At 65.3% G+C, this 25,607-nt stretch carries 28 protein-coding genes; 20 read left to right on the top strand and 8 right to left on the bottom strand.

What is annotated here, in order from left to right:
• The first annotated feature begins 298 nt into the window (after positions 1-298).
• The 4 genes from rpsF (at position 299) to rplI (ending at position 2,751) form a co-directional block, all read left to right on the top strand.
• The gene (gene rpsF, locus V5279_RS19865) at positions 299-763 is read left to right on the top strand and encodes a 30S ribosomal protein S6 (protein WP_029083529.1); all 465 of its coding nucleotides are present in this window, start codon (positions 299-301) and stop codon (positions 761-763) included.
• 6 nt (positions 764-769) lie between these two features.
• Positions 770-1,009, top strand: a complete 240-nt coding sequence (gene rpsR / locus V5279_RS19860; RefSeq protein ID WP_016844287.1) for a 30S ribosomal protein S18 — start codon at positions 770-772, stop codon at positions 1,007-1,009.
• 126 nt (positions 1,010-1,135) lie between these two features.
• Positions 1,136-2,098 (top strand): DUF2232 domain-containing protein, encoded by a 963-nt coding sequence (locus tag V5279_RS19855; RefSeq protein WP_338700196.1) that lies wholly within the window; start codon positions 1,136-1,138, stop codon positions 2,096-2,098.
• 53 nt (positions 2,099-2,151) lie between these two features.
• A complete protein-coding gene (gene rplI, locus V5279_RS19850) occupies positions 2,152-2,751 on the top strand; it encodes a 50S ribosomal protein L9 (protein WP_166296244.1) in 600 nt (199 codons plus the stop codon).
• A 39-nt stretch (positions 2,752-2,790) separates the two neighbouring features.
• Here the strand turns inward: rplI and V5279_RS19845 are convergent, their stop codons facing one another.
• From V5279_RS19845 to V5279_RS19835, 3 genes are all read right to left on the bottom strand, one after another.
• On the bottom strand, positions 2,791-3,252 hold the full coding sequence (locus tag V5279_RS19845; protein ID WP_338700193.1) for a PaaI family thioesterase: 462 nt from the start codon (positions 3,250-3,252) through the stop codon (positions 2,791-2,793).
• The gene (locus V5279_RS19840; RefSeq protein WP_338700191.1) at positions 3,249-3,854 is read right to left on the bottom strand and encodes a TetR/AcrR family transcriptional regulator; all 606 of its coding nucleotides are present in this window, start codon (positions 3,852-3,854) and stop codon (positions 3,249-3,251) included. Before V5279_RS19840 ends, V5279_RS19845 begins: the two co-directional genes overlap by 4 nt.
• Before the next feature lie 92 nt (positions 3,855-3,946).
• Positions 3,947-4,924 (bottom strand): hypothetical protein, encoded by a 978-nt coding sequence (locus tag V5279_RS19835; RefSeq protein ID WP_338700189.1) that lies wholly within the window; start codon positions 4,922-4,924, stop codon positions 3,947-3,949.
• 258 nt (positions 4,925-5,182) lie between these two features.
• On the opposite strand from V5279_RS19835, the gene V5279_RS19830 reads away from it, so the two are divergent.
• A complete protein-coding gene (locus V5279_RS19830) occupies positions 5,183-6,436 on the top strand; it encodes a cyclopropane-fatty-acyl-phospholipid synthase family protein (RefSeq protein ID WP_338700187.1) in 1,254 nt (417 codons plus the stop codon).
• Between the two features lie 20 nt (positions 6,437-6,456).
• Here V5279_RS19830 and V5279_RS19825 read toward each other — a convergent pair whose 3' ends face one another.
• On the bottom strand, positions 6,457-6,678 hold the full coding sequence (locus tag V5279_RS19825; protein ID WP_338700185.1) for a hypothetical protein: 222 nt from the start codon (positions 6,676-6,678) through the stop codon (positions 6,457-6,459).
• Between the two features lie 133 nt (positions 6,679-6,811).
• Between V5279_RS19825 and V5279_RS19820 the strand changes: the two genes are divergently transcribed.
• The 13 genes from V5279_RS19820 to V5279_RS19760 all read left to right on the top strand — a co-directional run bounded on the left by V5279_RS19820 (position 6,812) and on the right by V5279_RS19760 (position 21,100).
• A complete protein-coding gene (locus V5279_RS19820; protein ID WP_256372062.1) occupies positions 6,812-6,934 on the top strand; it encodes a hypothetical protein in 123 nt (40 codons plus the stop codon).
• Between the two features lie 291 nt (positions 6,935-7,225).
• Complete coding sequence (locus V5279_RS19815; protein WP_029083536.1) at positions 7,226-8,728, top strand: replicative DNA helicase; 1,503 nt, start codon at positions 7,226-7,228, stop codon at positions 8,726-8,728.
• Between the two features lie 48 nt (positions 8,729-8,776).
• Complete coding sequence (gene alr, locus V5279_RS19810; protein ID WP_338700180.1) at positions 8,777-10,108, top strand: alanine racemase; 1,332 nt, start codon at positions 8,777-8,779, stop codon at positions 10,106-10,108.
• A 30-nt stretch (positions 10,109-10,138) separates the two neighbouring features.
• Entirely contained in the window at positions 10,139-10,909 is a 771-nt protein-coding gene (gene xth, locus V5279_RS19805; protein ID WP_338700178.1) for an exodeoxyribonuclease III, read from the top strand.
• 362 nt (positions 10,910-11,271) lie between these two features.
• On the top strand, positions 11,272-12,075 hold the full coding sequence (locus tag V5279_RS19800) for an outer membrane protein (protein ID WP_338700177.1): 804 nt from the start codon (positions 11,272-11,274) through the stop codon (positions 12,073-12,075).
• 128 nt (positions 12,076-12,203) lie between these two features.
• The gene (locus V5279_RS19795; protein WP_338700176.1) at positions 12,204-12,929 is read left to right on the top strand and encodes a sulfite exporter TauE/SafE family protein; all 726 of its coding nucleotides are present in this window, start codon (positions 12,204-12,206) and stop codon (positions 12,927-12,929) included.
• Positions 12,930-12,946: 17 nt separating this feature from the next.
• A complete protein-coding gene (locus tag V5279_RS19790) occupies positions 12,947-13,411 on the top strand; it encodes a hypothetical protein (RefSeq protein ID WP_338700174.1) in 465 nt (154 codons plus the stop codon).
• A 106-nt stretch (positions 13,412-13,517) separates the two neighbouring features.
• Positions 13,518-14,999, top strand: coding sequence for a DNA repair protein RadA (gene radA, locus V5279_RS19785; RefSeq protein ID WP_166296274.1), 1,482 nt, complete (start codon positions 13,518-13,520; stop codon positions 14,997-14,999).
• 188 nt (positions 15,000-15,187) lie between these two features.
• The gene (locus V5279_RS19780; RefSeq protein ID WP_029083542.1) at positions 15,188-15,823 is read left to right on the top strand and encodes a CvpA family protein; all 636 of its coding nucleotides are present in this window, start codon (positions 15,188-15,190) and stop codon (positions 15,821-15,823) included.
• Positions 15,824-15,887: 64 nt separating this feature from the next.
• Complete coding sequence (gene purF, locus V5279_RS19775; RefSeq protein ID WP_414645953.1) at positions 15,888-17,384, top strand: amidophosphoribosyltransferase; 1,497 nt, start codon at positions 15,888-15,890, stop codon at positions 17,382-17,384.
• Between the two features lie 156 nt (positions 17,385-17,540).
• Positions 17,541-18,281, top strand: a complete 741-nt coding sequence (locus V5279_RS19770) for an SDR family NAD(P)-dependent oxidoreductase (protein ID WP_338700171.1) — start codon at positions 17,541-17,543, stop codon at positions 18,279-18,281.
• Positions 18,282-18,588: 307 nt separating this feature from the next.
• A complete protein-coding gene (locus tag V5279_RS19765; RefSeq protein ID WP_338700169.1) occupies positions 18,589-19,725 on the top strand; it encodes a hypothetical protein in 1,137 nt (378 codons plus the stop codon).
• 148 nt (positions 19,726-19,873) lie between these two features.
• Positions 19,874-21,100: an ABC transporter substrate-binding protein gene (locus tag V5279_RS19760; RefSeq protein WP_338700167.1), complete on the top strand. Its 1,227-nt coding sequence runs from the start codon at positions 19,874-19,876 to the stop codon at positions 21,098-21,100.
• Between the two features lie 125 nt (positions 21,101-21,225).
• Here the strand turns inward: V5279_RS19760 and V5279_RS19755 are convergent, their stop codons facing one another.
• The 4 genes from V5279_RS19755 to V5279_RS19740 form a co-directional block, all read right to left on the bottom strand.
• The gene (locus tag V5279_RS19755; protein ID WP_338700165.1) at positions 21,226-21,792 is read right to left on the bottom strand and encodes a DUF2147 domain-containing protein; all 567 of its coding nucleotides are present in this window, start codon (positions 21,790-21,792) and stop codon (positions 21,226-21,228) included.
• 52 nt (positions 21,793-21,844) lie between these two features.
• Positions 21,845-22,507, bottom strand: coding sequence for a DUF3313 domain-containing protein (locus tag V5279_RS19750; protein ID WP_338700163.1), 663 nt, complete (start codon positions 22,505-22,507; stop codon positions 21,845-21,847).
• A gap of 229 nt (positions 22,508-22,736) precedes the next feature.
• Positions 22,737-23,399 carry a TetR/AcrR family transcriptional regulator gene (locus V5279_RS19745; protein ID WP_338700161.1) on the bottom strand — a complete coding sequence of 221 codons (663 nt, stop codon included), beginning with the start codon at positions 23,397-23,399 and terminating at the stop codon, positions 22,737-22,739.
• A gap of 176 nt (positions 23,400-23,575) precedes the next feature.
• Positions 23,576-23,758: a hypothetical protein gene (locus tag V5279_RS19740; protein WP_338700160.1), complete on the bottom strand. Its 183-nt coding sequence runs from the start codon at positions 23,756-23,758 to the stop codon at positions 23,576-23,578.
• Between the two features lie 218 nt (positions 23,759-23,976).
• Between V5279_RS19740 and V5279_RS19735 the strand changes: the two genes are divergently transcribed.
• Both V5279_RS19735 and V5279_RS19730 read left to right on the top strand, forming a co-directional pair.
• Positions 23,977-24,360: a YybH family protein gene (locus V5279_RS19735; protein ID WP_338700158.1), complete on the top strand. Its 384-nt coding sequence runs from the start codon at positions 23,977-23,979 to the stop codon at positions 24,358-24,360.
• 255 nt (positions 24,361-24,615) lie between these two features.
• Positions 24,616-25,554, top strand: a complete 939-nt coding sequence (locus V5279_RS19730; protein ID WP_029083552.1) for a hypothetical protein — start codon at positions 24,616-24,618, stop codon at positions 25,552-25,554.
• Positions 25,555-25,607: the final 53 nt, after the last annotated feature.

Genomic DNA, 25,607 nt, shown 5'->3' with positions numbered 1-25,607 from the left:
AATCAACAAGGATCCGCGAAAGTGGGCTATGGAGCGCCGGAGAGGCCCGGCCTCGTCGCGAAATCCCAGGGACGACAACCCTTGCCTTCGCGGCCAAAATCCGTATAAAGCGCCCCATTCGTGGGCTCCGGCCGGGAGCTGAACGGACGGTCTCAGCAAATTCACCCGTTGATTTTGATGTGGCAGGGCCAGTCGGCCCGTCGTCCCGTGCTCCCGCCTTCTGAGCAGCTCGAGTCCTTTCCGAAGGTCTCGAAGGGCTTGTCGCCGGAAACCCGCGCCAACACAGGAAAGGACAACCATGCCTCTTTATGAGCATGTTTTTCTCGCGCGTCAGGATGCGAGCACCCAGCAGGTGGATGAACTGACGGCCCAGATGACGGGCATCGTCGAACAGGGCGGCGGCAAGGTCACCAAGACCGAGAGCTGGGGCGTGCGCTCCCTCACCTACCGCATGAACAAGAACCGCAAGGCGCATTTCGTGCTGATGAACATCGACGCACCGTCGGCTGTCGTCACCGAGATCGAGCGTCAGGAGCGGATCAACGAAGACGTCATCCGCTATCTCACCGTGCGCGTCGAAGAGCACGAGGAAGGCCCGTCCGCGATGATGCGCAAGGCCGACCGTGACCGCGAGCGCGATGACCGCGGCGGTGGCTTCCGCGGCGACCGCGAAGGCGGCTTCCGTGGCGACCGCGAGGGTGGTTTCCGTGGCGACCGTGGCCCGCGCCGTCCGCGCGAAGAAGAAGCTGCGACCGAGGAGTAATGAATCATGGCTGATGCTGGTGCCCGCCGTCCGTTTTTCCGTCGCCGCAAGTCCTGCCCGTTCACGGGCGCGAACGCGCCGAAGATCGACTACAAGGATTCCAAGCTGTTGATGCGTTACGTCTCCGAGCGCGGCAAGATCGTGCCGAGCCGCATCACGGCGGTGTCCGCCAAGAAGCAGCGTGAGCTCGCCCGCGCCATCAAGCGCGCGCGTTTCCTCGGCTTGCTGCCCTACGTTATCAGGTAAACGTTTCCGGCCGGCGGCACGCGCCGCCGGCCGCTTATTCTCATAAGGCTTCCGGGTCGTCCGGTCGCCGATGGTTGGGGTTCTCGACAGAGTGCCTCTAACCGCTCGAAAGGAGCGGGACAGCTGATGATCGCGATACTCATCGTTGCACTTGCAGCCGGCGCCGCGTCGGCGCTGATGTTCGCCTCGATCGTTTCGGGCGCGGCGGTCTCGTTGCTGCTCGCCTATTTTGCTCCGCTGCCGCTCATGGTGGTGGCGCTCGGCTGGGGTCCGCTTGCCGCTGTGTTCAGCGGCATCATCGCGACCGCCGCGCTGATAACCCTCCTCGGACTGTCCCACGGCGTCGGCTTCGCAATCGGGGTCGCATTGCCGGCCTGGTGGCTCGGCCATCTCGCCATGCTCGGACGCCCGGGCGCGACCACAGCGGCCGCGGGCAGCGCCGCCAATCTCGAATGGTATCCGGTCGGTCGCATCCTGATCTGGATCGTGGCCATAGCGGTCCTCACGACGGCGGGCATCCTGCTGTCGTTCGGTGCAGACGTCGACGCCATCGCCGAGACCATCCGGCAGGGCCTGCGCGAGATGATGCGCCAGACCGACGGCAATATGACGGCCGAGCAAATCGATCAGCTCGCGAGGCTGTTCGTGTTCCTTGCCCCGCTGGCGCTGCCGGTGAGCGTGACGATGATGTTCACGCTGAACCTGTGGCTGGCGGCGAAAGTCGCACTGACATCCGGACGCCTGCATCGGCCATGGCCGGACCTGCGAAGCACCGCGCTGCCGCCGGTCACGCTCGCGATCCTGGCCGCCGCCGTCGCGTTCTGCTTTGTCGGCGGCACGTTCGCAATGCTGGCAAAGGCGGTCGCGACCGCGTTGCTGTTCGCCTACGCGCTCGTCGGCTTTGCCGTCCTGCATGTCCTGACCCTGTCGGCCAGCAACCGCACCCTGTGGCTCGTTTGCGTCTATGCCGTCATGTTCGTTTTCAGCGGACTGATCCTCGTGATGGCCGCACTCGGCATCGCCGACGCCGTGTTCGGACTGCGCCAGCGCTATCTGCAAACAAGACCGCCGCCTTTGCCGGTGGCGTGACATTCGATCCAACCACTTCAACCCGATACTTTGCATCTCAAAGGAGAACGAAAATGGAAGTCATTCTGCTCGAACGCGTCGCCAAGCTTGGCCAGATGGGCGAAGTCGTGCGCGTCAAGGACGGGTTCGCCCGCAACTTCTTGCTGAAGCGCGGCAAGGCGCTGCGCGCCACCGACGCGAACCGCGCCAAGTATGACGGCATGAAGGCCGAGCTCGAGGCCAACAACATCAAGGCCAAGGGCGAAGCCGCCGTGGTCGCCGAGAAGATCGACGGCCGCGACATCGTCATCATCCGCCAGGCCTCCGAATCCGGCCAGCTGTTCGGCTCGGTCACGGTGCGCGACATCGTCGTTGCGCTGGCCGCCGACGGCGTCACGGTTGCCCGTCCGCAGGTCTGGCTCGACTCGCCGATCAAGACGATCGGCCAGCAGAAAGTGACGATCGCGGTTCACCCCGAGGTCGAGACCAGCGTCACCGTGACGGTCGCCCGCTCCGCCGAAGAGGCCGATCGGATCAAGCGCGGCGAGGACATCTCGACCCGCCAGGAAGACCAGGACGCTGCCGCCGAGGCGATCGCCGCCGCTGGCGAGTTCTTCGATCCGGAAGCCCAGCACGACGAAGCCGAGCCGGCCCCGGCTGCCGAAGAGAAGTAAGCTTCTCTTCATCACTCCACCGACTGAAGCCCGGCCCCATCAGGCCGGGCTTTGGATTCGTGCGGCCGCCTTGTCGTCAAGCATCGCAATTGACGCCAGTGCTGTCGCGGTGTGCTTCTCCTTGCCGTCGATGATGCAGAACACGTCGGCTGCAACGACGGCGACCTGACGTCCCGGCTTGATCACCCGCGCCCGGCAGATCAGCCGATCGCCCGACGCCGGCGACAGCAGGTTGAGCTTGTACTCCGCCGTCAGCGCCGGCTGGCCGCGTGACGTCGCCGCCGCGATCGTGGTGGCGTTGTCGACCAGGAACGCCGTCACCCCGCCATGAAACAGGCCGTGCTGCTGCAATAGCTCCGGCCGCCGGTCGACCGCGAGCGTGCACGCGCCGCGCGACAGCTCGGCCACTTCAGCACCAACCAGCCCCATGAATCCCTGACGGCCGACATTGTCGCGAATCCGCGTTGCGATCGGCGCAAAGTCCGGATCGGTCTCGCTCATGACGTTTCTCCTGCTCGCTCCGACGCCCCCCGCGCCACCACCGCGCGGATCGCGCAGGCGATCAGCGTCTCGACCTGTTCGCGCGGATCGCTCTGATGGCGGCCCGACAGATAGGCGCGGCAGAAGATCTGCGCCGGCCCGATGATCTGACTGAAGAACAGCACAGCGCTCATCGGCAGCAACTCGCCGCGCGCGAGCAGCGGCGCGCGCCAGCGCTCGATGCCGTCAGTGAGCCGCGAATTCTCGGTGCGCTGTGCGCCGCGCACCTCCTCGCCCCACTCGCTGCGCGAAATCTCGAACAGGAAGCGCGCCTCGCGCCTGAAGGTCACGACCCAATCGAGATGGGCGTGGATCAGCCGCGCAACGCCCTCGGCGGCGCCGCATGTGGCGTCGATCGAGGTGATGATCGCGGCGTGATAGGCCTGCAGGATCTCCAGGAACAGGGTTCCGGCGAGCTCCTTCTTCGAGGCGAAGAAATGGAAGAAGCTGCCGTTAGAGGCGCGCGCCCGGGACCGAATCTCGGCCACCGTCGCGCCCTCGAAACCGTCGCGGTCGAACACCGCCAGTCCCGCCGCCAGCAGATCTTCGCGCGCCGTGGTCAACCTGTCTTCCCCCTGACTAGATCATTACTCTAGAGTTTTGCTCTAATGGCTGTCAAACGATAACGCCGGACCTCGCGGCCCGGCGTTGGCAATTACCTCGAGGTCGGAGCTTCCGGTGGACCGGAGCCCGGCGTCGTCGGGGGCGGTGGTGGCGGCGGCGCCGTCGCGGTCACCGGCGGCGCGGCGGGCACCGGAGCGGGAGACGCGGCTGCGGCGGGCTCGGGTGATGACGAAGCGGCGGGTGCTACCGGCGTCACCTGCGGAACCGGATCGGGCCGCGCCGCGGCCGGCTCGCCGCTGCTCTTGGGCGCATCGACCTTGGCTGTGTCAGGCTCGCTGGCGGGCTTCGCCGGCTTCTCGGTCTCACCCTTGTCCTCGTGCTTGACGGCGGTCTGGGCCTTGGGCTCGTCGCCCGTCGCCGCGCCCTTCGCCTCTCCCTTGGGCGCCTCGTCGGACTTCGGCTCGTCGACCGGCTTACCGCGACGGCCGTGCTTCTGGCGCGACGGCTTGCCTTCGCCCGCGGCCTGCGGGGTCTGGCCGTCGTCCGGCTTGACGCCGTCGGGCGCCTCGCTCGGACGCGCCATGCGCCTGCCGCGATGGCGTCCTTCACCTGGAGCCGGCGTCAGACCGTCCGCGTCGGGCTTCGACGCTTCCTTGGCGCCTTCCTGCGGCGCAGCACCCTGATGCTGGCGGCGCGACGGACGCTCGGGCGGCTGCTGCTCCGGCGACTGGTTCGCCTCCTGCCGGCCTTCCCTGCTGCCTTTGGCCCCCTTGGGCTGATCCTTGGCCTGGTAGCGCGGGTCGTTGGCGCCGTTCGAAATCAGAAAGGATGAAAGCACTCCGGCCATGTCGCTGGACGTCGTGTAGTGCTGGCGCAGGAAACCCGGCAGTGAACCGGCCGGCACGGTCTTCAGCAGGCCGCGCGGGCTCTTGTGGCAGGCTGTGCAGGTGTTTGCGAAGATCTGGGAGGGGCTTTTGCCGGCCTCGAGGTTTTGCGCTTGCGCCGATACGGCTGACAGGCAGCCAATCAGAAGCGTCACCGTCGCCAGACTGAGGGCTCGGCTCAACATTCCTTAAGTCTCCAGATTCCGGAAAAATCGCCGCCTGCGCCTCATGGATCGGCCGCGGCGGTGACCTTTTAGCCGATTATCACGCGAATGGAAGCGCGCGCATGACGCATCCACGCAATTGTCACATTTTGGAATATCGGCTTTGACCACAACGCAATAGCGGCTTTTAATTCCCTGCCTATGTTGAGGATGGGGACACATTGGAGTGATCAGCTCCGGTGGTGTCGGTGTGCAGCTTGCCGTTCCGTTGGTGTTTCGATGGACCGATTGTTGCGATTCTTCTTGGGGCGCTTCATCCGCCGCGGCTCGATCACGTTCACGACCGCGAGCGGCGCCCAATTCACCTGCGGTGACGGCACCGGCGAACCCGTTGCCGCGCGCTTCATGACCCCAGGGGCTGAAGTCCGCGTCCTGGTCGATCCCGAGCTCTATCTCGGCGAAGCCTTCATGGACGGCACGTTCGTGATGGAACAAGGCACCATCGCCGAGGTGCTGTCTGTCCTGATGGGCCAGGCGGCCATGTTGCCGAACTTTGCCAGGCTGCAGGCCTGGGTTCGTTTCCTTGGACGGCGCGCCCAGCAGATCAATGTGCGCGGCCGCTCCAGGAGCAATGTTGCCAGCCATTACGATCTCGACGGCCGCCTCTATTCCCTGTTCCTTGACGCGGACAAGCAGTACAGCTGCGCCTATTTCGAGACGGCGGACGCGACGCTGGACGATGCCCAGCTCGCCAAGAAGCGCCACCTCGCCGCAAAACTCCTGATCAGGCCCGGCCACCGCATCCTCGACATCGGTTCCGGCTGGGGTGGGCTTGGGCTCTATCTCGCCGAGATGAGCGGCGCCGACGTCACCGGCGTCACGCTGTCGACCGAGCAGCTGCAGATCTCCAACGCCCGGGCGGCGGAGCGAAACCTGTCGCATTCGGCGCGTTTCCTGCTTGAGGACTACCGCGACATCCCCGGCCCGTTCGACCGCATCGTCTCGGTCGGCATGTTCGAGCATGTCGGCGTCGCCTTCTATGAAACCTTCTTCAAGCGCTGCGCCGAGCTCCTGAGCGACGACGGCGTCATGATGCTGCATTCGATCGGCCGCTCGACCGGGCCCGATGTCACGAGCCCCTGGATCCGCAAATACATCTTCCCCGGCGGCTACATTCCCGCGCTCTCCGAGGTCATGCCGGCGATCGAAAAGGCCGGCTTGCTGATCTGCGACATGGAGATCCTGCGCCTGCACTACGCCGAGACGCTGAAGGCGTGGCGCGAGCGCTTCATGGCGCGGCGCGAGGAAGCTGTGCGGCTCTACGACGAGCGCTTTGCCCGGATGTGGGAATTCTATCTGGCGGCCTCGGAGATGTCGTTCCGGGTGCAGAACATGATGAACTTCCAGCTGCAGCTCACCAAGCGCCAGGGCGTGGTCCCGATGACCCGCGACTATATCGGGCGCGAGGAAGCCCGGCTGCGGCTCGAGGAAGCCGGCGCCGCCAAGCCCCGGCTGCAACTCGCCGGCGAGTAAGTCTGAAATAATGCCAGCTGCTAGTTGCGCAGGCTGAAGGCGGACCCGCAATGGGCGAAGGTCGGGGCCGGACGCGCCAGATGGGCCGCGGCCGCCGAGATCAGCCGGGCATCGCAGGGAACACCCCGAACTTCCGGACGCGCCGCCTGCTCCATGGCCTCGACAAGCGCCGCCAGCCAGCGGCGGTCCATGCCACCTGCCCGACCGGGCTGAATTCGCGCTGTCTGAAACTCGTGAGCCATGGTCCCCGTATCTTCCCTGAGCGAATACAACCCGGAATCCGCCGGGTCGTTCCCGCGAACCTGACGCAAAGAAAGTGCGCCAGGTGTGATCTGCTTCACAGAGGTCCGTCCCGGTCTGTCGTAGAGGTCCGGAATGACCCGAGAAACGCACCAGACGATGTTGGACCCGCAGCGCGACCTCGTGACCGACTACGCCCTGATCGCAACCGGCGTGGCGGCCGCCTTGATCGCACTGGCTTTCCTCATTCTGGTCTGAGGAACCGGGGCCAGCAGCGACTTCGCTTCCGATTGGGCGCGGCAGCCCGGCAAAAGGTTCAGGCCGCGTCGAATTTTTACCAACGACATCACAGATCGGCCGAGCTCCGCCCGGTTTCGAGCAAAACCCCGTCAAGCGGAATGCATCCGGCCGTGGCGGATTCACACATCGCGTTGTGTGAATCGTGCATAAGGCACATCCGTCCTTTCGCTTCGTGCCGGGCTGGCGCTTGATCGCCGCCCCACATCCGAAAATCGCAGTAACGACGAAATCAGAAGAATAAGCTTGTCCATGGCCTTGATTGATTCGAACGTCCACAAGCTCGCGCCCGACGCTGCGTCCCCGACCTATCGGAGTGCGCCGCACAACATCGAAGCGGAACAGAGTCTTCTGGGCGCGATCCTGGTCAACAATGACGCGTTCTACCGCGTCTCCGACTTCCTGGAGCCGAAGCATTTCTTCGAGCCGCTGCACCAGACGATCTACGAGACCGCCAGTTCCCTGATCCGGATGGGCAAGGTCGCGACCCCCGTGACCCTGAAGACGTTCCTGCCGGCCGATACCGACATCGGCGGCATGACGATCAGCCAATACCTGGCGCGGCTCGCCGCCGAAGCGACCACCATCATCAACGCGCAGGATTACGGACGTACCGTCTATGATCTCAGCCTGCGCCGCGACCTGATCCGGATCGGCGAAGACATCGTCAACGTCGCGTTCGACGCGCCGGTCGACTTCGCGCCGCGCGCGCAGATCGAGGATGCCGAACGGCAGCTCTACAGCCTCGCCGAAACCGGCCGCTACGATGGCGGCTTCCAGCGCTTCGCGCAGGCACTCACCGTCGCCGTCGACATGGCGGCGAAGGCGTTTCAGCGCGACGGCAAATTGTCCGGCATCTCGACCGGCCTGCGCGACCTCGACGCCAAGATGGGCGGCTTGCAATCCTCCGACCTCATCATCCTTGCCGGCCGTCCCGGCATGGGCAAAACCTCGCTCGCCACCAACATCGCCTACAATGTCGCCAGGGCCTATGAGGGCGAGGTGCAGGCAGACGGTACCACCAAGGCGATCAACGGCGGCGCGGTCGGCTTCTTCTCCTGCGAAATGAGCGGCGAGCAGCTGGCCACCCGTATTCTCGCCGAGCGCTCCGGCATCCCCTCGAGCTCGATCCGCCGCGGCGGCATCTCCGAGCTCGATTTCGAGAAGATCCGCGACTGCTCGATCGAGTTGCAATCGCTGCCGTTCTACGTCGACGAAACCGGCGGCCTCTCGATCTCGCAGCTCACCGCGCGGGCGCGGCGGCTCAAGCGTCAGAAGGGTCTCGACCTGATCGTGATCGACTACATCCAGCTGTTGCAGGGCTCGGGCAAGAAGGGCAACGACAACCGCGTGCAGGAAATCACCGAGATCACCACCAATTTGAAGGCGCTGGCCAAGGAGTTGAACGTCCCGATCATCGCGCTGTCGCAGCTGTCGCGTCAGGTCGAAAACCGCGAAGACAAGCGGCCGCAGCTCTCTGACCTGCGTGAATCCGGCTCGATCGAGCAAGACGCCGACGTCGTGATCTTCGTGTATCGCGAGGAATATTACCTCGCCAACAAGGAGCCGCGCGCGGGTACCCCGGAATACGAGAAGTGGCAGATGGACATGGACCTTGCCCACGGCAAGGCCGAAGTCATCATCGGCAAGCAACGCCACGGCCCGACCGGCACGGTCGATCTGCACTTCGAGGCCAGCGTGACGCGCTTCGGCGACCTCGCACCCGACGGTCAGGTTCCGGATCGCCACTATTGATGCTCTGACGCGGTTGAACGCCGCAAGCGCGACGCGTAGAAATGCGGCATGAACATCGTGACCGACGCGAAATCGCAGCTGACGCCCGAAGCCAGTTTGCTGGCGGCCCATCCGACCGCCAGCGGTATCCTCACCGTCGACCTCGACGCCATCATCGCCAACTGGCGCAAGCTCGAGAAGACCGCAGTCCCGGCCGAATGCGCCGCCGTGGTCAAGGCCAACGCCTATGGCTGCGGCGCCGAGCAGGTCTCGCGGGCGCTGGCCAAGGCCGGCTGCAAGACCTTCTTCGTCGCCACCGTCGAGGAGGCCGCCGTGGTGCGCGCGGCCGTTCCCGAGGCCACGGTGTATTCGCTGGGCGGCTTCTTCCAGAACACCGGCGACGCCTACGCCAGGATCGACTGCAAGCCGGTGATCGGCGATCTCAACGAGCTCGCCGAATGGGACGTGTTCTGCCGCCGCTCCGGCTGGTCCGGCGGCGCCGCCATCCATATCGACACCGGCATGAACCGGCTCGGGCTCACCGTCAGCGAGGCCCAGGGCATCATCCCGCGGATCAATGCCGGCGATCACGGCATCACGCTGGTGATGAGCCACCTCGCCTCCGCCGAACTGCTCAACAGTCCTGCCAACGCCAGGCAGCTTGCGAGCTTCCGCGAAATCGCGAGCCTGTTCACCGGCGTGCCGGCGTCGCTCGCCAACTCCTCCGGCGTGTTCCTCGGCGCCCCGTTCCAGTTCGAGATGGTGCGGCCGGGCTGCGCGCTCTATGGCGTCAATCCGACGCCCGAGGCCGACAACCCGATGCAGCCTGTGGTCGACCTCAAGGCACGCATCGTACAGATCCGCAACATCGATCGCGGCGAGACCGTCGGCTATGGCGGCACCTGGACCGCGCGCCGGCCGACCCGGCTTGCGATCGTCTCCGCCGGCTATGCCGACGGCTATTTCCGCGCCGCCAGCGCCAATGACGGCACCCGCGGCGCCGAGGTCGTGGTCGCCGGCAAGCGCTGCCCGATCGCCGGCCGCGTCTCGATGGACCTGATCGCGGTCGACGTCACCGACCTCGACAAGAATGCCGTGCGGCGCGGCCACATGGTGACGCTGATCGGCGAAGGCATCACGGTCGACGAGGTCGCGCATCATTTCGGCACCATCGGCTATGAGGTGCTGACCAGCCTCGGCCGCCGCTTCGTGCGCATCTACAAGGGCGGCGACGCCGTCGCCGCGCGAAGCGACGCCACAGCCGAGAAGAGCGAGCCAGCTGCCGCCGAGAAGAGCGAGGCCGCTGCACCCGCCACGCCCGTGGGGCCTCCGGCCTTGCCGACAGCAGCACCGGCCGCGCCGCCACCGCTGCCCGCCGAACCGACCCCGCCATCCGCTTGACGCGATCGATCGGCGCGATCGGCTGCACGCATGAAGATCGCGACCTTCAACATCAACAACATCAATCGCCGGCTACCGAACCTGTTGCGCTGGCTGAAGTCGGCCAGACCTGACGTCGTCAGCCTGCAGGAGCTCAAGACAAGCGACGCAGAGTTTCCTGCTGCGGCGATCGAGAAGGCCGGCTACGGGGCGGTGTGGCAGGGACAGAAGACCTGGAACGGCGTCGCCATCCTGGCGCGCAAGGCGGAGCCGGTCCTGATCCGCACCGCCCTGCCTGGCGACCGCGACGACCGTGAGGCACGCTACATCGAGGCCGCAGTGCGCGGCATCGTCGTCACCAGCCTCTATTTGCCGAACGGCAATCCGCAGCCCGGACCGAAATTCGATTACAAGCTCGCCTGGTTCAGGCGGCTGCGCGCCCACGCCGCCAAGCTGCTCAAGCAGGACGTCCCCGTGGTGCTCGCCGGCGACTACAACGTCGCGCCGACGCCTCTCGACATCTATCCGACCCGCTCCTGGGACAAGGACGCGCTGATCCAGCCAAAGAGCCGCGCCGCGTTCAAGGCGCTGGTCGATCAGGGCTGGTGCGACGCGATCCGCACGCTGCATCCGGATGATCAGATGTTCACCTTCTGGGACTACAAGCGCAACCGCTGGCCGCGCGATGCCGGCCTCCGGCTCGATCATCTGCTGCTCAGCCCCCAAGTGGCGCCGCGACTTGCGAAAGCCGGCGTCGACCGCGACATCCGCGGCGAGGAAGGCGCCAGCGATCATGCGCCGGCGTGGGTGGTGTTGAAGTGATGGATGCTCATTGTTGACGTCGTCCTGGCGAAGGCCAGGACGACGATCAGGATGTTCTCGATTCAACCTGTCAAACAGCTCGTTCGGTGTCATCGCCCGGCTTGACCGGGCGATCCAGTATTCCAGAGACAGTCGTAGTTGAGCGGATGGGCCGCGGCGTACTGGATCGCCCGGTCAAGCCGGGCGATGACAGTTGTGGATGGGGACGCAGCTTCGCATTTGCCCGACGGGCAGTTTTTGCACGGCCGCCGAGGCCACCCGATGTGGGCGAATGCGCAGCGGATGTGGCGGACCGGGTACAGCCTGGGGTGGTGCAAATCGACTACAATCACACCGATTTGATTCATGCATTGGGTCTGCACATGAAGTCCTATTTCGCCGCCGCGTCGATGCTCATGCTTGGCATTGCCAGCGCGTCCGCAGCCGACCTCGCCGCCCGCCCCTACACCAAGGCGGTCCCGATCGTCGCCACCGCCTATGACTGGAGCGGCTTCTATGTCGGCGCCAACGGCGGCGGCGGCTGGAGCCGGAAATGCTGGGACGTGGTGCCGTTCACTATCACCAACCCGACGCTCGGCGTGCTGAATTTTGCCGGCCCCGAGGGTTGCCACACGGCCTCTGGCGCGACCGCCGGCGGCCAGATCGGTTATCGCTGGCAGCAGGCGGCCTGGGTGTTCGGCGTGGAAGCGCAGGGCAATTGGGCCGACCTCTCCGGCTCGAACCCGTCCGTCGCCCCGCTGTTCGCGGGCTTCGCCAACCGCTCGAGGATCGATGCCATCGGCCTGTTCACTGGACAGGTCGGCTATTCCTGGGGTTCGTTCCTGCTGTACGCAAAGGGCGGCGCGGCCGTGGTGCGCGATCGCTACGAGAGCTTCATCACGCCAGGATTTGGACCCGGCGTGCCGGTCGGATTCATCGCCGATCGCGGCGACGAGACGCGCTGGGGCGGCGCGATCGGCGCCGGCGCCGAATATGGCATCGCGCGCAACTGGTCGCTGGCGGTCGAATACGACCATCTGTTCATGGGCACCAACAATGTTCGCATGACCTACGATCCGGCTTTCATCGCCGCGCTCAACCATGACGAACGCATCCGCCAGGACGTCGACATGGTGACGGTGCGGGTCAACTACCGGTTCGGCGGCCCGGTCGTCGCGAAGTACTGACGCGCCTCACGATGCTCGTCTGTGGTTCAGACGCGCCTTGCGCTGCTTCGAACCATTGGGTCACAGTGAAGCGCGGCTCTCGAGACACGCATCAAGCGTAGCTCGGGACCACGTCCCGGAGTGCGCAGGTGGGTTTTCTCTTCGTCCTCATCGTCGGCCTGGTCGCCGGCACCATTTCCGGCATCGTCGGCACCGGCTCGTCGATCATGCTGATGCCGGTGCTGGTCTATCAGTACGGGCCGAAGCAGGCGGTGCCGATCATGGCGGTCGCCGCCGTGATGGCCAATCTGTCGCGGATTCTCGCCTGGTGGCGCGAGGTCGACTGGCGGGCCTGCGCGGCCTATTCGATCACGGGCATTCCGGCCGCAGCGCTCGGCGCGCGGACGCTGCTCGCGTTGCCCTCGCATGCGGTCGATATCGCGATCGGCGTGTTCCTGATCGCGATGGTGCCGGTACGGCACTGGCTGGCGCGGCACGAGCTGAAGGCCAATCTCTGGCATCTCGCCATCGGCGGCGCCGTGATCGGCTATCTCACCGGCGTCGTGGTCTCGACCGGCCCGCTCAGCGTGCCGCTGTTTTTGTTTTACGGCCTCAGCAAGGGCGCGTTCCTCGCCACCGAAGCGGCAAGCTCGCTCGGGCTCTATGTCAGCAAGTCGGTGACGTTCGAGCGCTTTGGCGCGCTGACGCCTGACATCGCATTCAAGGGCCTGATCGCCGGCGCCTCGCTGATGGCGGGCGCCTTCATCGCAAAACGCTTCGTGCTACATCTGAAGCCGGACGCGTTCCGCCTGATCATGGACGGCATCATGCTGGCGGCGGGCGTGTCGCTGCTGTGGTCGGCGGCGGTGCACTAATCCAGGCGAAGCTGAACATGAAATCTTTCGAACTCTCGCTGTTTGCGGACTATTTCCAATTCTACATCCAGGATGAACCTGCGGATGGCAACCTTTCCGAGGCGTGGACAGAGGAAGCGACCGACCGATTGCTCGCGGTAGCGCCCGGGACGGTCGGGATCGGCACCGTGCGAAACATGGACGTTCCGGTCGCTGTGCAGATTCTCGAAGGCGAGCCGGACGACGATTCCTCTGAATGGGATCACGTCGTCGAAGCCAGCCTGGATGTCGCGTCCGGGCGCATCGTGATCGCCGGTTGCACCGATTACTTCCCTGACGCGAAACGCATCGAGGTCTCGCCGGGGAGCTATCGGGTGCGCGTCTCGTATGGGGCACTCGACACGCTGTCGGCAAACGGCCTGGATGGGGATGATCATTACAGGCTGCAGCTATGGCCAGCCGCCGCAATCGCTGTTCGGGTCGTCAAGCAGCGTTCGACATAGACCATCCCAACAGGTCTCGGACCAAACACGCTTGGGCACGGCGATGCCTTGGGCATTGCCCCCTTGTGATCCGTGCTATTGAGAGGATGCGGAATCGAGTCCCTTCATGGCCAAATCCACCCTCTCCTTCGTCTGCCAGAACTGCGGCGCGGCGTATAATCGCTGGCAGGGCAAGTGTGATTCCTGCGGCGAGTGGAACACGCTGGCCGAGGAAGACACCACGGGCTCGGTGCCGGTCTCGATCCGCTCCAAGCGCAAGGGACGGACGTTCGCGCTGGAATCGCTCTCCGGCAAGACCCAGGACGCGCCGCGGCTGTCGTCGGGCATGGCCGAGCTCGACCGCGTCACCGGCGGCGGCTTTGTCCGCGGCTCGGTGCTCTTGGTGGGCGGCGATCCCGGCATCGGAAAATCCACGCTGCTGACCCAGGCCACCAGCATGATGGCGCGCGCCGGCCATCGCGCGGTCTATATCTCCGGCGAAGAGGCGGTCGCCCAGGTGCGGCTGCGGGCCGAGCGGCTCGGGCTCGCCGACGCGCCGGTGCAGCTGGCGTCCGAAACTTCGGTCGAGGACATCGTCTCGACGCTCTCGGAAGGCGCAGTGCCGCGGCTGATCGTGATCGATTCGATCCAGACCATGTGGACCGACACCGTCGAATCCGCGCCGGGCACCGTGACCCAGGTCCGCGCCTCGGCGCAGGCCCTGATTAGGTTCGCCAAGAAAACCGGGGCAACGATCATCCTGGTCGGGCATGTGACCAAGGACGGCCAGATTGCCGGCCCCCGCGTGGTCGAGCACATGGTCGATGCGGTGCTGTCGTTCGAGGGCGAAGGCTCGCAGCAGTTCCGTATTCTGCGCTCGGCGAAGAACCGCTTTGGCGCGACCGACGAGATCGGCGTGTTCGAGATGACCGGGCTTGGCCTGCGCGAGGTCACCAACCCCTCGGAATTGTTCCTCTCCGAACGCGAACTCGGCAGCCCCGGCACGGCTGTTTTCGCCGGCATCGAGGGCACCCGCCCGGTGCTGGTCGAGCTGCAGGCGCTGGTGGCACCGACCTCGCTCGGCACCCCGCGCCGCGCCGTGGTCGGCTGGGACCCGAGCCGGCTGTCGATGGTGCTCGCGGTGCTGGAAGCGCATTGCGGGGTCAAATTGTCCGGACATGACGTCTATCTCAATGTCGCCGGCGGCCTGCGCATCCAGGAGCCGGCCGCGGACCTCGCCGCGGCGGCCGCGCTGGTGTCCTCGCTGGTGAACGCGCCGCTGCCGACGGATGCGGTCTATTTCGGCGAGATTTCGCTGTCGGGCGCGATCCGCCCGGTGGCACAGACCCCGGCCCGGCTGAAGGAGGCGCTCAAGCTCGGCTTCGGCCGCGCCATCCTGCCCGAATCGGTCCGCGGTGAGAGCGGCGGCGATGCCGGCCTGGCGCTGAACAGCGTCGGCAATCTGACCACGCTGGTCGCCGAAATTGCCGCACGCGGAACGCCCAGAGGCGGCCGGAATCCGTCTTCGGGCGACCAAGACGGTTCTGGGCGCGCTGAATCGGCTGGGAAAAATGCCACACCGGCCCGATTCCGTCGCGACAACGGCTAAAGCGGGCGTGACGTCTCAGCCCCTCGCCGCTATACATCCGCCGCGCGGGACAGGTGGTGTTGCGGACTTGCCGGACGCCCCCGATGCGCCTCATTTAGGACGGCACCGACTTTGCCGATTCGCGAGAGCCATTAACAGCGTAAGCCCTTAACAGCGTACCGAAACGTACCAGCGGACCTGACCAGCCGATGCCCGTAACGATACTCGATCTTGTCCTGCTCGGCGTGATGCTGATCTCGGGCCTGCTGGCGATGGTGCGCGGCTTTATGCGCGAGATCCTGTCGATCGCGGCCTGGGGCGCCGCCGCCCTGGTCACGCTGTATGCTTTTTCGAAGCTGCTGCCGACCGCCAAAACTTACTTCAATAACGACACGGTCGCGGCCGTGGTGGTGGTGGCCGGCACCTTCATCGGCACGCTGATCGTGGTCTCGGTGATCACGGTGCGGATCTCGGACATGATCCTGGATTCCCGGATCGGCGCGCTCGACCGCACCCTCGGCTTCCTATTCGGGCTCGCCCGCGGCCTCCTGATCGTGGTCGTGGCGTTCATGTTCTTCACCTGGCTGGTTCCGGACAAGCAGCGGCCCGACTGGGTCACCGGGGCAAAGTCCCGCGTGGTGCTGCAGGGAACCGGGGATTGGCTGATGACGCTCTTGCCTGACGACCCCGAGAACACCATCTTAAAGAAGTTCAAGAAGAATAAGCCAGACGACGATTCTGCGGCCGATACCAACGATCAGGCGACGCCGGCGTCGGGTGATGGCTATAGCAAACCTGCGCGTGACAGCTTGAAAAAGCTGATCGAGAAACCCGCGGGCCGATAAACTATTTGGGCCCTTACGAGAGGCGATGAACGAGATGCAGACCCCTTCGGATCAAGCCGACCAGATGGATCTCGACCTCGGCCCGATCGAACTGCAGGACCCTCTCAGATACCACCCAGATCTCGATGGCGACACGCTCCGCGAGGAATGCGGCGTGTTCGGCATCTTCGGCCATCCCGAAGCCGCCGCGATCACCGCGCTCGGCCTGCACGCCCTGCAGCACCGCGGCCAGGAGGCCGCCGGCATCGTCACCTTCGACGGCGGCCGCTTCCACAGTGAACGCCGCCTCGGCCTGGTCGGCGATGCCTTCTCCCGCCGCGAGGTGATCGAGCGCCTGCCCGGCAACGCCGCGGTCGGCCATGTCCGCTACTCCACCACAGGCGGCACCATCCTGCGCAACGTGCAGCCGCTGTTCGCCGAGCTCAGCGCCGGCGGCTTTGCGGTCGGCCACAACGGCAACCTCACCAACGGCCTGACCCTGCGCCGCGAGCTGGTCAAGGGCGGCGCGATGATGCAGTCGACCACCGACACCGAGGTGATCCTGCATCTGGTCGCGCAGTCGAAGCGCACCCGCTTCATCGACCGTTTCATCGAGGCGCTGCGCACCATCGAGGGCGCCTATGCGCTGGTCGCGCTGACCAACAAGAAGCTGGTCGGCGCCCGCGACCCGCTCGGCATTCGCCCGCTGGTGCTCGGCGATCTCGACGGCCATCCGATCCTGACCTCGGAGACCTGCGCGCTCGACATGATCGGCGCGAAATATGTCCGCGACATCGAGCCCGGCGAGATCATCGTGTTCGACGAGACCGGCGCGCACAGCCACAAGCCGTTCCCGCCGAAGCCGGCGCGGCCCTGCATCTTCGAATACATCTATTTCGCGCGGCCGGATTCCATCGTCGGCGGCCGCTCGGTCTACGACGTGCGCAAGGCGTTCGGCGCGCAGCTTGCGCGCGAGAGCCATCCCGAGGTCGACGTCGTGGTGCCGGTGCCGGATTCCGGCGTGCCCGCCGCGGTCGGCTACAGCCAGTATTCCGGCGTGCCGTTCGAGCTCGGCATCATCCGCAATCACTATGTCGGCCGCACCTTCATCCAGCCGACCCAGAGCGTGCGCGAGCTCGGCGTGCGCATGAAGCATTCGGCCAACCGCGCCGCGATCGAGGGCAAGCGCATCATCCTGATCGACGACAGTCTGGTGCGCGGCACCACCTCGAAGAAGATCGTGCGCATGATGCGCGACGCCGGCGCCCGCGAGGTGCATTTCCGCCTCGCCTCGCCGCCGATCCTCTATCCCGACTATTACGGCATCGACCTGCCGGACCGCGGCGGCCTGCTCGCCGCCACCCATTCGCTCGAGGAGATGCGCGACATCATCGGCGCCGACTCGCTCGCCTTCCTGTCAATCGACGGCATGTACCGCGCGATGGGCTATGAGGGGCGCGATCCGGCCAATCCGAGATTCGCCGACCATTGCTTCACCGGCGCCTATCCGACCCACCTCACCGACCAGAGCGAAACCGAGGCCCCGCCGCGCCAGCTCTCGCTGCTGGCGGAGGCGAGCTGACGCCGACCACGGTGTCGTCCCTGCGAAAGCAGGGACCCATCGCCACCGGCCCTCGTTTTTTCGGGCGGCATCGGTTACGAACACCTTTGCACAACACGACCGCCGCGGCGTATGGGTCCCTGCTTTCGCAGGGACGACGACGATAGAGTTACGCTCATGACAAAACCCCTCGCCTCCCGTATCGCCCTCGTGACCGGCGCCTCGCGCGGCATCGGCTATGCGGCATCCCTCGCGTTGGCCAAGGCCGGTGCCCATGTCGTGGCGGTGGCGCGCACGCAAGGAGGGCTGGAAGAGCTCGACGACGCGATCCAGAAGGACGGCGGCAGCGCCACGCTGGTGCCGCTCTCGCTCACCGATTACGACGGCATCGCGCGGCTCGGGCTCGCGTTGCATGAGCGGCACGGCAGGCTCGACATCCTGGTCGGCAATGCCGGCACCGCGGGTCCCTCCTCGCCGCTCGGCCATATCGAGCTGAAGCCGTGGAACGACGTGTTCGCGATCAACGTCACCGCCAACTTCCAGCTGATCCGCTGCATGGACCCGCTGCTGCGCCAGTCCGACGCCGGCCGCGCGGTGTTCGTAACCTCGGGCGTAGCCCACAAGGCCAATGCCTATCTCGGCCCCTACGCGGCCTCGAAGGCGGCGCTGGACGCACTGGTGCGCTCCTGGGCCAATGAGACCGCGAATACGGCGTTGCGCGTCAATTTGTTCAGCCCCGGTCCGATCCGCACGCGGATGCGCGCGCAGGTGTTTCCCGGCGAAGACCCGATGACCTTGGATACGCCCGACATGGCTGCCGAATACATCGTGCCGATGTGTTCGCCTGCGTGGACCGAGACCGGCAAGCTCTACGACTACAAGGCGCGCACGCTGCGGAGCTTTCAGCCACCGGCGTAAGGAGTAACAGGTGAGCCGCGCCTTCCATTGTCATCCCCGCGAATGCGGGGATCCAGTATTCCAGAGGCGATTGCGTTTGAATCGAGAAGCCGCGGCGTACTGGATCGCCCGGTCCCGTCTACGCCAAGGCTTCGACGAGGCTACGAATCCCTGGCACGCCGAAGCTTTCGCGGAGGCGGCAAGCCGGGCGATGACACCTCTTCTGACGCGTGGGCCTGCCTTTGCGATGCAATTGACTCCTCCCCCGCCCCACGATTGACTGCGCTCCCAAGCGGGACGACCGCCAAGAAAATCTCGGGAGACAATCATGACGCCGAAGCTCAATCGCGCGCGCTTAAAACTGTCCGGGTTCATTCTCTCTGCCTGTATCGCATCTTCATCCCTCCTCGCTCTGCCCGTCCCCGCCAGGGCCGGCGATGTCCCGACCTTCGCGGTCGATGCGTCCTGGCCAAAACAGCTTCCCAATAACTGGATCATCGGTCAGATCGGCGGCATCACGGTCGACTGGCAGGGGCATATCTGGGTGATTCACCGCCCGCGGTCGCTGACCGATGGCGAGAAGGCTTTGAGCCTCACGCCGCCGCGCGCGAAATGCTGCGTGGCGGCGCCGCCGGTGCTGGAGTTCGATGTCGACGGCAATCTGCTGCGCGCCTGGGGCGGCCCCGGCGACGGCTATCAATGGGTCGGCCGCGAGCACGGCATCGAGGTCGACGAGCGCGGCTTCGTCTGGATCGGCGGCAATGCCGACGACGACAGCGCGATCCTGAAGTTCACGCTCGACGGCAAATATCTCGGCCAGATCGGCAAGATCGGAGCCCGCACCAACAGCAACGACACCACTCAGCTCGGCCGGCCCGCCGAGATGGCGATCGACAAGGATGCCAACGAGCTCTACATCGCCGACGGCTACGGCAACCGCCGCGTCATCGTGTTCGATGCCACCACGCTGGCCTACAAGCGGCACTGGGGCGGCTATGGCAAGCTCCCCACCGACGACAAGCAGCCGCCCTACGATCCAAGCGCCGCGGTGCAGGAGCAGTTCGGCAATCCCGTGCATTGCATCAAGATCGCCAATGACGGGCTGGTCTATGTCTGCGATCGTAGCCAGGACCGCATCCAGGTGTTCCAGAAGAACGGCACCTTCGTCAGGGAATGGTTCTACGAGAAGAACACCCGCGGCGACGGCGCGGTGTTCGACCTCGCGCTGTGGCCCGATCCGAAGCAGACCTATCTGTTGAATGCCGACGGCGCCAATAACGAGATCCGCGTGCTCAAGCGCGACGACGGCACTGTGGTCGGCACGTTCGGCCATAGCGGCCGCAATGCCGGCCAGTTCGCGCTGCTGCACGCCATGGCGGTCGATCAGAAGGGCAACGTCTACACCGGCGAGGTCGAGGGCAAGCGAATCCAGAAGTTCAAGCTGACCTCGGACGCGCTGAAGTGAGGATTGCAGCTGGATGACGCTTCGACGCAGTTCATCAGGCTTTATGCGGATTGCCGCCTCTGCCGAGAAAGGGTAAGCGGAAACTCGAACGACCGGCACAAGGCTCCACAAGAGGGCCGTCCGGAAAATGACAATGGAGGGAATACTCATGACGACGACGCTCGTGCGGCGCCACGCCGTGCTTCTCGCTTGCGCTGCACTCGGCCTTGCAACACCTGCCTTTGCTCAGGACAAGAACGTCAAGATCGGCGTGCTGAACGACATGTCGGGCCTCTATGCCGACATCGGTGGCCCGAACTCGGTGGCCGCGGCCAACATGGCGGTGGACGATTCCGGCCTGCGTGCCAAGGGCTGGAAGATCGACGTGGTCAGCGGCGACCATCAGAACAAGCCCGACGTCGGCGTCAACATCGCCCGCCAATGGATCGACAACGAGAAGGTCGACATCATCACCGACACGCCGAACTCCGGCGTCGCGCTGGCGGTGAGCAACCTCGCCAAGGAGAAGAACTCGATCGTGCTCAATTCGGGCGCGGCGACCGCCGATCTCACCGGCAAGGCCTGCAACGCCAACACGATCTCCTACACGTTCGATACCTACATGCTCGCCCACGGCACCGGCAAGGCGCTGACCAAGGCGGGCGGCGACACCTGGTTCTTCCTCACCGCCGATTATGCGTTCGGCCATGCGCTGGAGCGCGACACCACGGCGGTCGTCACCGCCAGCGGCGGCAAGGTGCTCGGCGGCGTCAAGCACCCGCTGAACACCGCGGACTTCTCCTCCTTCCTGCTGCAGGCGCAGGCCTCCAAGGCCAAGGTCATCGGCCTCGCCAATGCCGGCGGCGACACCACCAACTCGATCAAGCAGGCCTCCGAATTCGGCATCACCGCGGGTGGGCAGAAGCTTGCGGCGTTGTTGCTGTTCGTCAACGACGTGCACGCGCTCGGCTTGAAGATCGCCCAGGGCCTCACCTTCACCGAGTCGTTCTACTGGGACATGAACGACCAGACCCGCGCCTGGTCGAAGCGCTTCCAGAAGGTCTCGCCGAAGAACGCGATGCCGTCGATGACGGTCGCCGGCGTCTATGCCGGCGTCCTGCATTACCTGAAGGCGCTGGACGCGATGGGCGGCAATCCGCATGACGGCGCCAAGGTCGTCGCCAAGATGAAGGAGATCCCGACCGACGATCCGCTGTTCGGCAACGGCCCGCTGCGGATCGACGGCCGCCGCATCATTCCGGCCTACCTGTTCGAGGTGAAGAAGCCGGAAGAGTCCAAATATCCCTGGGACTATTACAAGCTGATCGCCACCATCTCGCCGGATGACGCCGCCAAGCCACTCGAGGCCAGCGAGTGTCCGCTGGTGAAGAAGTGACCGCGTAGCGGTCATTCCGGGATGGTGCGCAAGCACCAGACCTCAAGGGCGCAATTGCGCCCCGGGGAATCTCGAGATTCCGGGTTCGCGCTTTGCGCGCCCCGGAATGACTCGCTCCACCCCCATCACTTCGCGGCTGCCTTCCTCGCCGGTGGCGGCAACGACGCCCATTCCCTGTCGGCGCGTGGGCCGCCGGGATCGCCGGTCAGGCCGACGAGCTGTCCAGCCTGCACGTCGAGCGTCTGGGTCCAGGTTTGGGTCTGGCACAGCAACTTGAGCAGGCAACCCTTCAGCTTCAGCCGGTCGGACGCGTCGCGCCACAGCGAGACCGAATAGGACTTGCCGTCCTCGGCATTGTAGATGTCGCCGTCGAACCGGCCCTCTGGCGTCAGCTTCAATCCCAGGATCAGTTGATGGCCGAGCAGCGCGCGCGTTCGCTTGTCGGGATCGGGATTGAAGCTGTCGCGGAACGGCTGGCCGCGTGGATCCAGCGGATCCTTCATCCACACGATGAAGCCGCAGATGCGGTCACGTGCAACACCGCAGCGCTCGAGACGGATGCGGGCGCGCCCGTCCTCGGTCAACCAGGTGCCGCCGGGATCGACCGGAGCAATCGTCCCGGCGCGGCCGGTCGAGCTCATCAGCAAGGCGGCGACGAGGCTGCGCAGAAACATGCGAACCAGAAAGTTCATGGCAGAGGACCTTTCATTGCCGGAATGGTTTTAGGGACGCGCGACGCGCGCCTCACTTGAGTTGCGTCATGAAGGCATCGACGCCCTTGTCGATGCCGGCGGTGGCGGCGGCGAGATCGCCGACGCTGGCCTTGATGTCGTAGGCGTTGGGATATTGCTTGCTGACGTAGGCGCCGAGCAGCCGCGAGGTCGAGCTGTCGAACATCTCGACGGCATAAATCACCGAGCCCGTCATCGTGCCCTCGCCGTCGCGCGCCGCCTGGACGCCGTTGTAGACAGCGCCGGCCAGATCGAACCGCGACAGCGTGCCGAGCACCGGCGTGTTGGCAACAGCGCCGGTCAGCGTCAGCCGCAGCCGAAACGTGTTCGGCCCGCGCGTGTTCACCAGCGTGAAGCGGCCGCGCAGCTTGTCGGCGAAGCGGGTCTGCATGTAGGCGGCGAGCGTTTCCTTGTCCTTGTCGGACATGTCGCCGAACTGATGATCCGCGCCGCGATAGACCACGACCGGATCGAGCATCACCTTGTTGTAGCTCCGCCAGTCGACCGGCGGCGCATAGCGATACGGCACACGGCCGGAAGAATCCGACGTGTCAGGCGTCATGTAGGCCGACGAGGCCACCTCCGAATAAGCCACCGGCGTGACGGCGGCACATCCTGCTGCGATGACGCAAAGCGCCATCGCTCCCAGACCGCGCGCGGCGATCGAGCTCTCCATTCCAGTCTCCTCATCCGACCTGCTGAAAAAAGCAGCTCGGCCGCAGCCGCGTCCGGGGCTGAAAGTGCGGCTGCGGCCGCCACTGCCGATCTGGCTCGCCGTCCCGGCGCCGCCAGATCTTGCCTCAGTGCGACGAACTATAAAACCGACCAGTTGGTTTGTAAAGTTGCAATCGCAGGAAACGCATCAGAAAAATGCGGCGCTCGAAGCGCCGGGCTATCAGCGAGATTCAGCTGCGCTTGCGGGCTGCGGCCGGCTTTGCGGCCGGAGCCTGCGATGCCGCGCGCGCCGCGACCGTCCTGGCCGGCTTTGCAGCCGCCGTCGCGCCCTGCTCGATCGGAGCCCACTTGCTGTCATCGAGCAATCGCGCGAACAGGCGATCGCGCTCGGCATCGCTCAACGATGACAGGCCGAACAACGAACTCAGCAGCAGCCCCCTCGCCGCCGCCCAGCGCAGCAGCGCGAGATCGGGGTCACGCGCCTCGGCCTTCATCAGCGCGATCTTCTTGACGTCGACATCGCGCGGCATCGCCATCAATTCGGGATTCTCGTTCATCGCCGCCAGCAGCGCGAAGGCGCCGGCCCGCGGCGTTGAGATCGCCTCCCGCAGCGTGGCGATCTGCGCCGCGAGTTCGGGCTGGTCCGTGGTCTCGCGCGCTTTTTCGATGTAGCGGTTCGAGAACTCCTCGAAATGCGCCATCTGCTGCTCGAGCAAGGCACGCAGCACCGCTTCCTTGGTGCGGAACTGATGCATCACGCCGCCCTTGCTGAGCCCGCTCTCGCGCGCGATCGCGTCCAGCGTCAGGCGTCCCGGACCATCGCGCGTCACGATGGTGATCGCGGCCTCGAGTGCGGCGTTGCGGGAGCGTTCCGAGCGAGAAGGATTATCCATGGGTTTGCTTACTCAGGAAGGAGTCGCTTGAGCGCACAGTATCTCAGCGGCCTCGGTCAATCTCAAGCGCTGCATCCGATTCTGCCAGGCAGCGCGAACGACGTACCCGAAATGCCGGCGTCGGCATCGGGGTGGCGCATCATGCGAACGAATCGATCATTGCGCTATCTGATCGCTCACGCGCACGCGCGTACGGTGCCGCGAATCGTCTGCAGCAAGCAGCGACGCAGGCCGTGAAGGAAACCGTGAGCCATCCGGCCGATGACCTTCTCTCCCCGACCCCGCCGGCGGGCGATCGATTGCGCATCGGCATAACTGGCGGCGACGATCGTGCCGTGCCTGTTCCCCTCGAGCTTCAACGGCCTCGTCGTTCACCCTGCTTCTCCTGCCGGCGCCGCCCCGGGCGAGGCGCGCGTCTAGATCCAATACCACTATACAAACCAACCGGATGGTTTGTAAACAGGCAAAATGGCGTAATCCGCCAGATTCGGCAGATCGGGCGCATCGGCCTGTCGGATAGCCGCCCGCGCATTCGTCCTCGAAGCATCGATCAGCCAGCACTTGGAGCATGCGAGCGATGTCACAAAGCCAGACAACCCAAATCAGGGCACTCATCGAATCCTGGGCGGACGCCGTCCGCAGGCACGACTATCCCGGCGTGCTCGCCCATCACGATCAGGACATCGTGATGTTCGACGTGCCGCCGCCGCTGCTGTCACGTGGACTGGATGAATACCGCAAGACCTGGGATCTGTTCTTCAGATATAATCGCCCTGGCAACGCCTTCGATATCGAGGAGATCGCGATCACGGCCGGCGAGGATGTCGCCTTCGCGGCTGCGGTGATGCGCTGCGGCCCGCCCGATGCCACCTTCCAGTTCAGGCTGACGATCGGATTGCGCAAGGTCGGCGACGGCTGGCGCATCACGCACGAGCACCATTCGGTGCCCGCGACGGATTGATGTGTGCCCTCACTCGTGCCTGGCCGGAAATTGCCTCAGATCCTCTCAGTGTGATGGATCACATTGCATCCAACGGCTCCAGCATGGAGCGCGCGACGCACACATCGTTCCGCAAGCTTTCGGCATTTTGTGTCGTGATGTGGCCGACAGCTATTTTGCCTAACGGCGTGAACCCGCTCCTCCCGGGGGGCGACCGAGGAGAAGGGGCGGCCAAGCCCGAGCTCGACACGGGAGCTCGACACGGGAGCTGGACAGATGGCCAATCGACCCAAATTCGCAATCACGAGGCCGATCGAGGAAACGCCGTATGCGGCGGCGCCTGACATCGTCATCGGCTATCCGCATCGGCTGGACTGGCTGGCGCTGTACCAGCCGGGCCCGCTGCGCATGCCCAACGAGCAGGGCATCTATCGCGACGTCATGGCGCTGGAATCCCGTTACCAGGACATGAAGGGCCATCATGAGCGCACCGTGAAGGCGCAGCTGGATCTCATCCCCAAGCGCGCCACTGGCCGCGCCGTGCTTGCGGAAATCGGCCGCAAGCCGTCGCACAAGGTGACGATCTTTCCGTTCGATTTCCTGCCCTCGGGGCAGTGGAAATCCGAGACGGCGGCCGCGACCGAGGCGACTGTGATCATGCCGACGCCGGAGATGATCGCCGCCTGGCGGGCCAATCCCGCGGTTCCACCCGCGGCGCTGCAGCCGCAGCTCGACGGCATGCTGAAGGGCACGCAGTGGAGTCGTCTCGACTTCACCTATCCGGCCACCGGAGCGGGGACAGGCGTCTATATGTTCTATACGGCGCAGCGCTTCGACGATCAGCCGATGGGCGCCGACGATGCACTGCTGCATGAGCTGGTGCATGCCGCGCGGCTGGCGAAGGGACTTTCCTTTCAGGCGCCGGTCAGCGGCAGCTATCGCAATATGGAGGAGTTCTTCGCCAGTGTCGTACAGATGGTCTATCGCTCGGAACGGCGGCAGTCGATCTTCGACTATGCCGGCGCGCCGATCGATGCGGCGTCGTTCCTCGACAAGAACCTGACGCCGTCGCCGCGACTGCTGATGGGCTGGCTTCGCTCGCAGCAGGGGACTTTCTATGCGGCGCTCACCAAGGCCGACGCAAGCTTCAATCCGATGCGCCAGGCCGACGCCGAAGCGGCCGCGCTGACCCGGAAGATCGAGCACGCGACCTGACCACGCCGAGACTGCGCGCGCGTCGGCCGGGTGAGGCCTTCGGCCGAACTAAC

This window comes from Bradyrhizobium sp. 26S5 (genome assembly GCF_036923295.1).
GTDB classification, from domain to species: domain Bacteria; phylum Pseudomonadota; class Alphaproteobacteria; order Rhizobiales; family Xanthobacteraceae; genus Bradyrhizobium; species Bradyrhizobium septentrionale.
This window is presented reverse-complemented; position numbering and strand designations above follow the sequence as displayed.

Coding starts and splice junctions, on each gene's coding strand:
- rpsF (WP_029083529.1), top strand. CDS start 299: ATGCCTCTTTATGAGCATGTTTTTCTCGCGCGTCAGGATGCGAGCACC.
- rpsR (WP_016844287.1), top strand. CDS start 770: ATGGCTGATGCTGGTGCCCGCCGTCCGTTTTTCCGTCGCCGCAAGTCC.
- V5279_RS19855 (WP_338700196.1), top strand. CDS start 1,136: ATGATCGCGATACTCATCGTTGCACTTGCAGCCGGCGCCGCGTCGGCG.
- rplI (WP_166296244.1), top strand. CDS start 2,152: ATGGAAGTCATTCTGCTCGAACGCGTCGCCAAGCTTGGCCAGATGGGC.
- V5279_RS19845 (WP_338700193.1), bottom strand. CDS start 3,252: ATGAGCGAGACCGATCCGGACTTTGCGCCGATCGCAACGCGGATTCGC.
- V5279_RS19835 (WP_338700189.1), bottom strand. CDS start 4,924: ATGTTGAGCCGAGCCCTCAGTCTGGCGACGGTGACGCTTCTGATTGGC.
- V5279_RS19830 (WP_338700187.1), top strand. CDS start 5,183: ATGGACCGATTGTTGCGATTCTTCTTGGGGCGCTTCATCCGCCGCGGC.
- V5279_RS19825 (WP_338700185.1), bottom strand. CDS start 6,678: ATGGCTCACGAGTTTCAGACAGCGCGAATTCAGCCCGGTCGGGCAGGT.
- V5279_RS19820 (WP_256372062.1), top strand. CDS start 6,812: ATGACCCGAGAAACGCACCAGACGATGTTGGACCCGCAGCGCGACCTC.
- V5279_RS19815 (WP_029083536.1), top strand. CDS start 7,226: ATGGCCTTGATTGATTCGAACGTCCACAAGCTCGCGCCCGACGCTGCG.
- alr (WP_338700180.1), top strand. CDS start 8,777: ATGAACATCGTGACCGACGCGAAATCGCAGCTGACGCCCGAAGCCAGT.
- xth (WP_338700178.1), top strand. CDS start 10,139: ATGAAGATCGCGACCTTCAACATCAACAACATCAATCGCCGGCTACCG.
- V5279_RS19800 (WP_338700177.1), top strand. CDS start 11,272: ATGAAGTCCTATTTCGCCGCCGCGTCGATGCTCATGCTTGGCATTGCC.
- V5279_RS19790 (WP_338700174.1), top strand. CDS start 12,947: ATGAAATCTTTCGAACTCTCGCTGTTTGCGGACTATTTCCAATTCTAC.
- radA (WP_166296274.1), top strand. CDS start 13,518: ATGGCCAAATCCACCCTCTCCTTCGTCTGCCAGAACTGCGGCGCGGCG.
- V5279_RS19780 (WP_029083542.1), top strand. CDS start 15,188: ATGCCCGTAACGATACTCGATCTTGTCCTGCTCGGCGTGATGCTGATC.
- purF (WP_414645953.1), top strand. CDS start 15,888: ATGGATCTCGACCTCGGCCCGATCGAACTGCAGGACCCTCTCAGATAC.
- V5279_RS19770 (WP_338700171.1), top strand. CDS start 17,541: ATGACAAAACCCCTCGCCTCCCGTATCGCCCTCGTGACCGGCGCCTCG.
- V5279_RS19765 (WP_338700169.1), top strand. CDS start 18,589: ATGACGCCGAAGCTCAATCGCGCGCGCTTAAAACTGTCCGGGTTCATT.
- V5279_RS19760 (WP_338700167.1), top strand. CDS start 19,874: ATGACGACGACGCTCGTGCGGCGCCACGCCGTGCTTCTCGCTTGCGCT.
- V5279_RS19755 (WP_338700165.1), bottom strand. CDS start 21,792: ATGAACTTTCTGGTTCGCATGTTTCTGCGCAGCCTCGTCGCCGCCTTG.
- V5279_RS19750 (WP_338700163.1), bottom strand. CDS start 22,507: ATGGAGAGCTCGATCGCCGCGCGCGGTCTGGGAGCGATGGCGCTTTGC.
- V5279_RS19745 (WP_338700161.1), bottom strand. CDS start 23,399: ATGGATAATCCTTCTCGCTCGGAACGCTCCCGCAACGCCGCACTCGAG.
- V5279_RS19735 (WP_338700158.1), top strand. CDS start 23,977: ATGTCACAAAGCCAGACAACCCAAATCAGGGCACTCATCGAATCCTGG.
- V5279_RS19730 (WP_029083552.1), top strand. CDS start 24,616: ATGGCCAATCGACCCAAATTCGCAATCACGAGGCCGATCGAGGAAACG.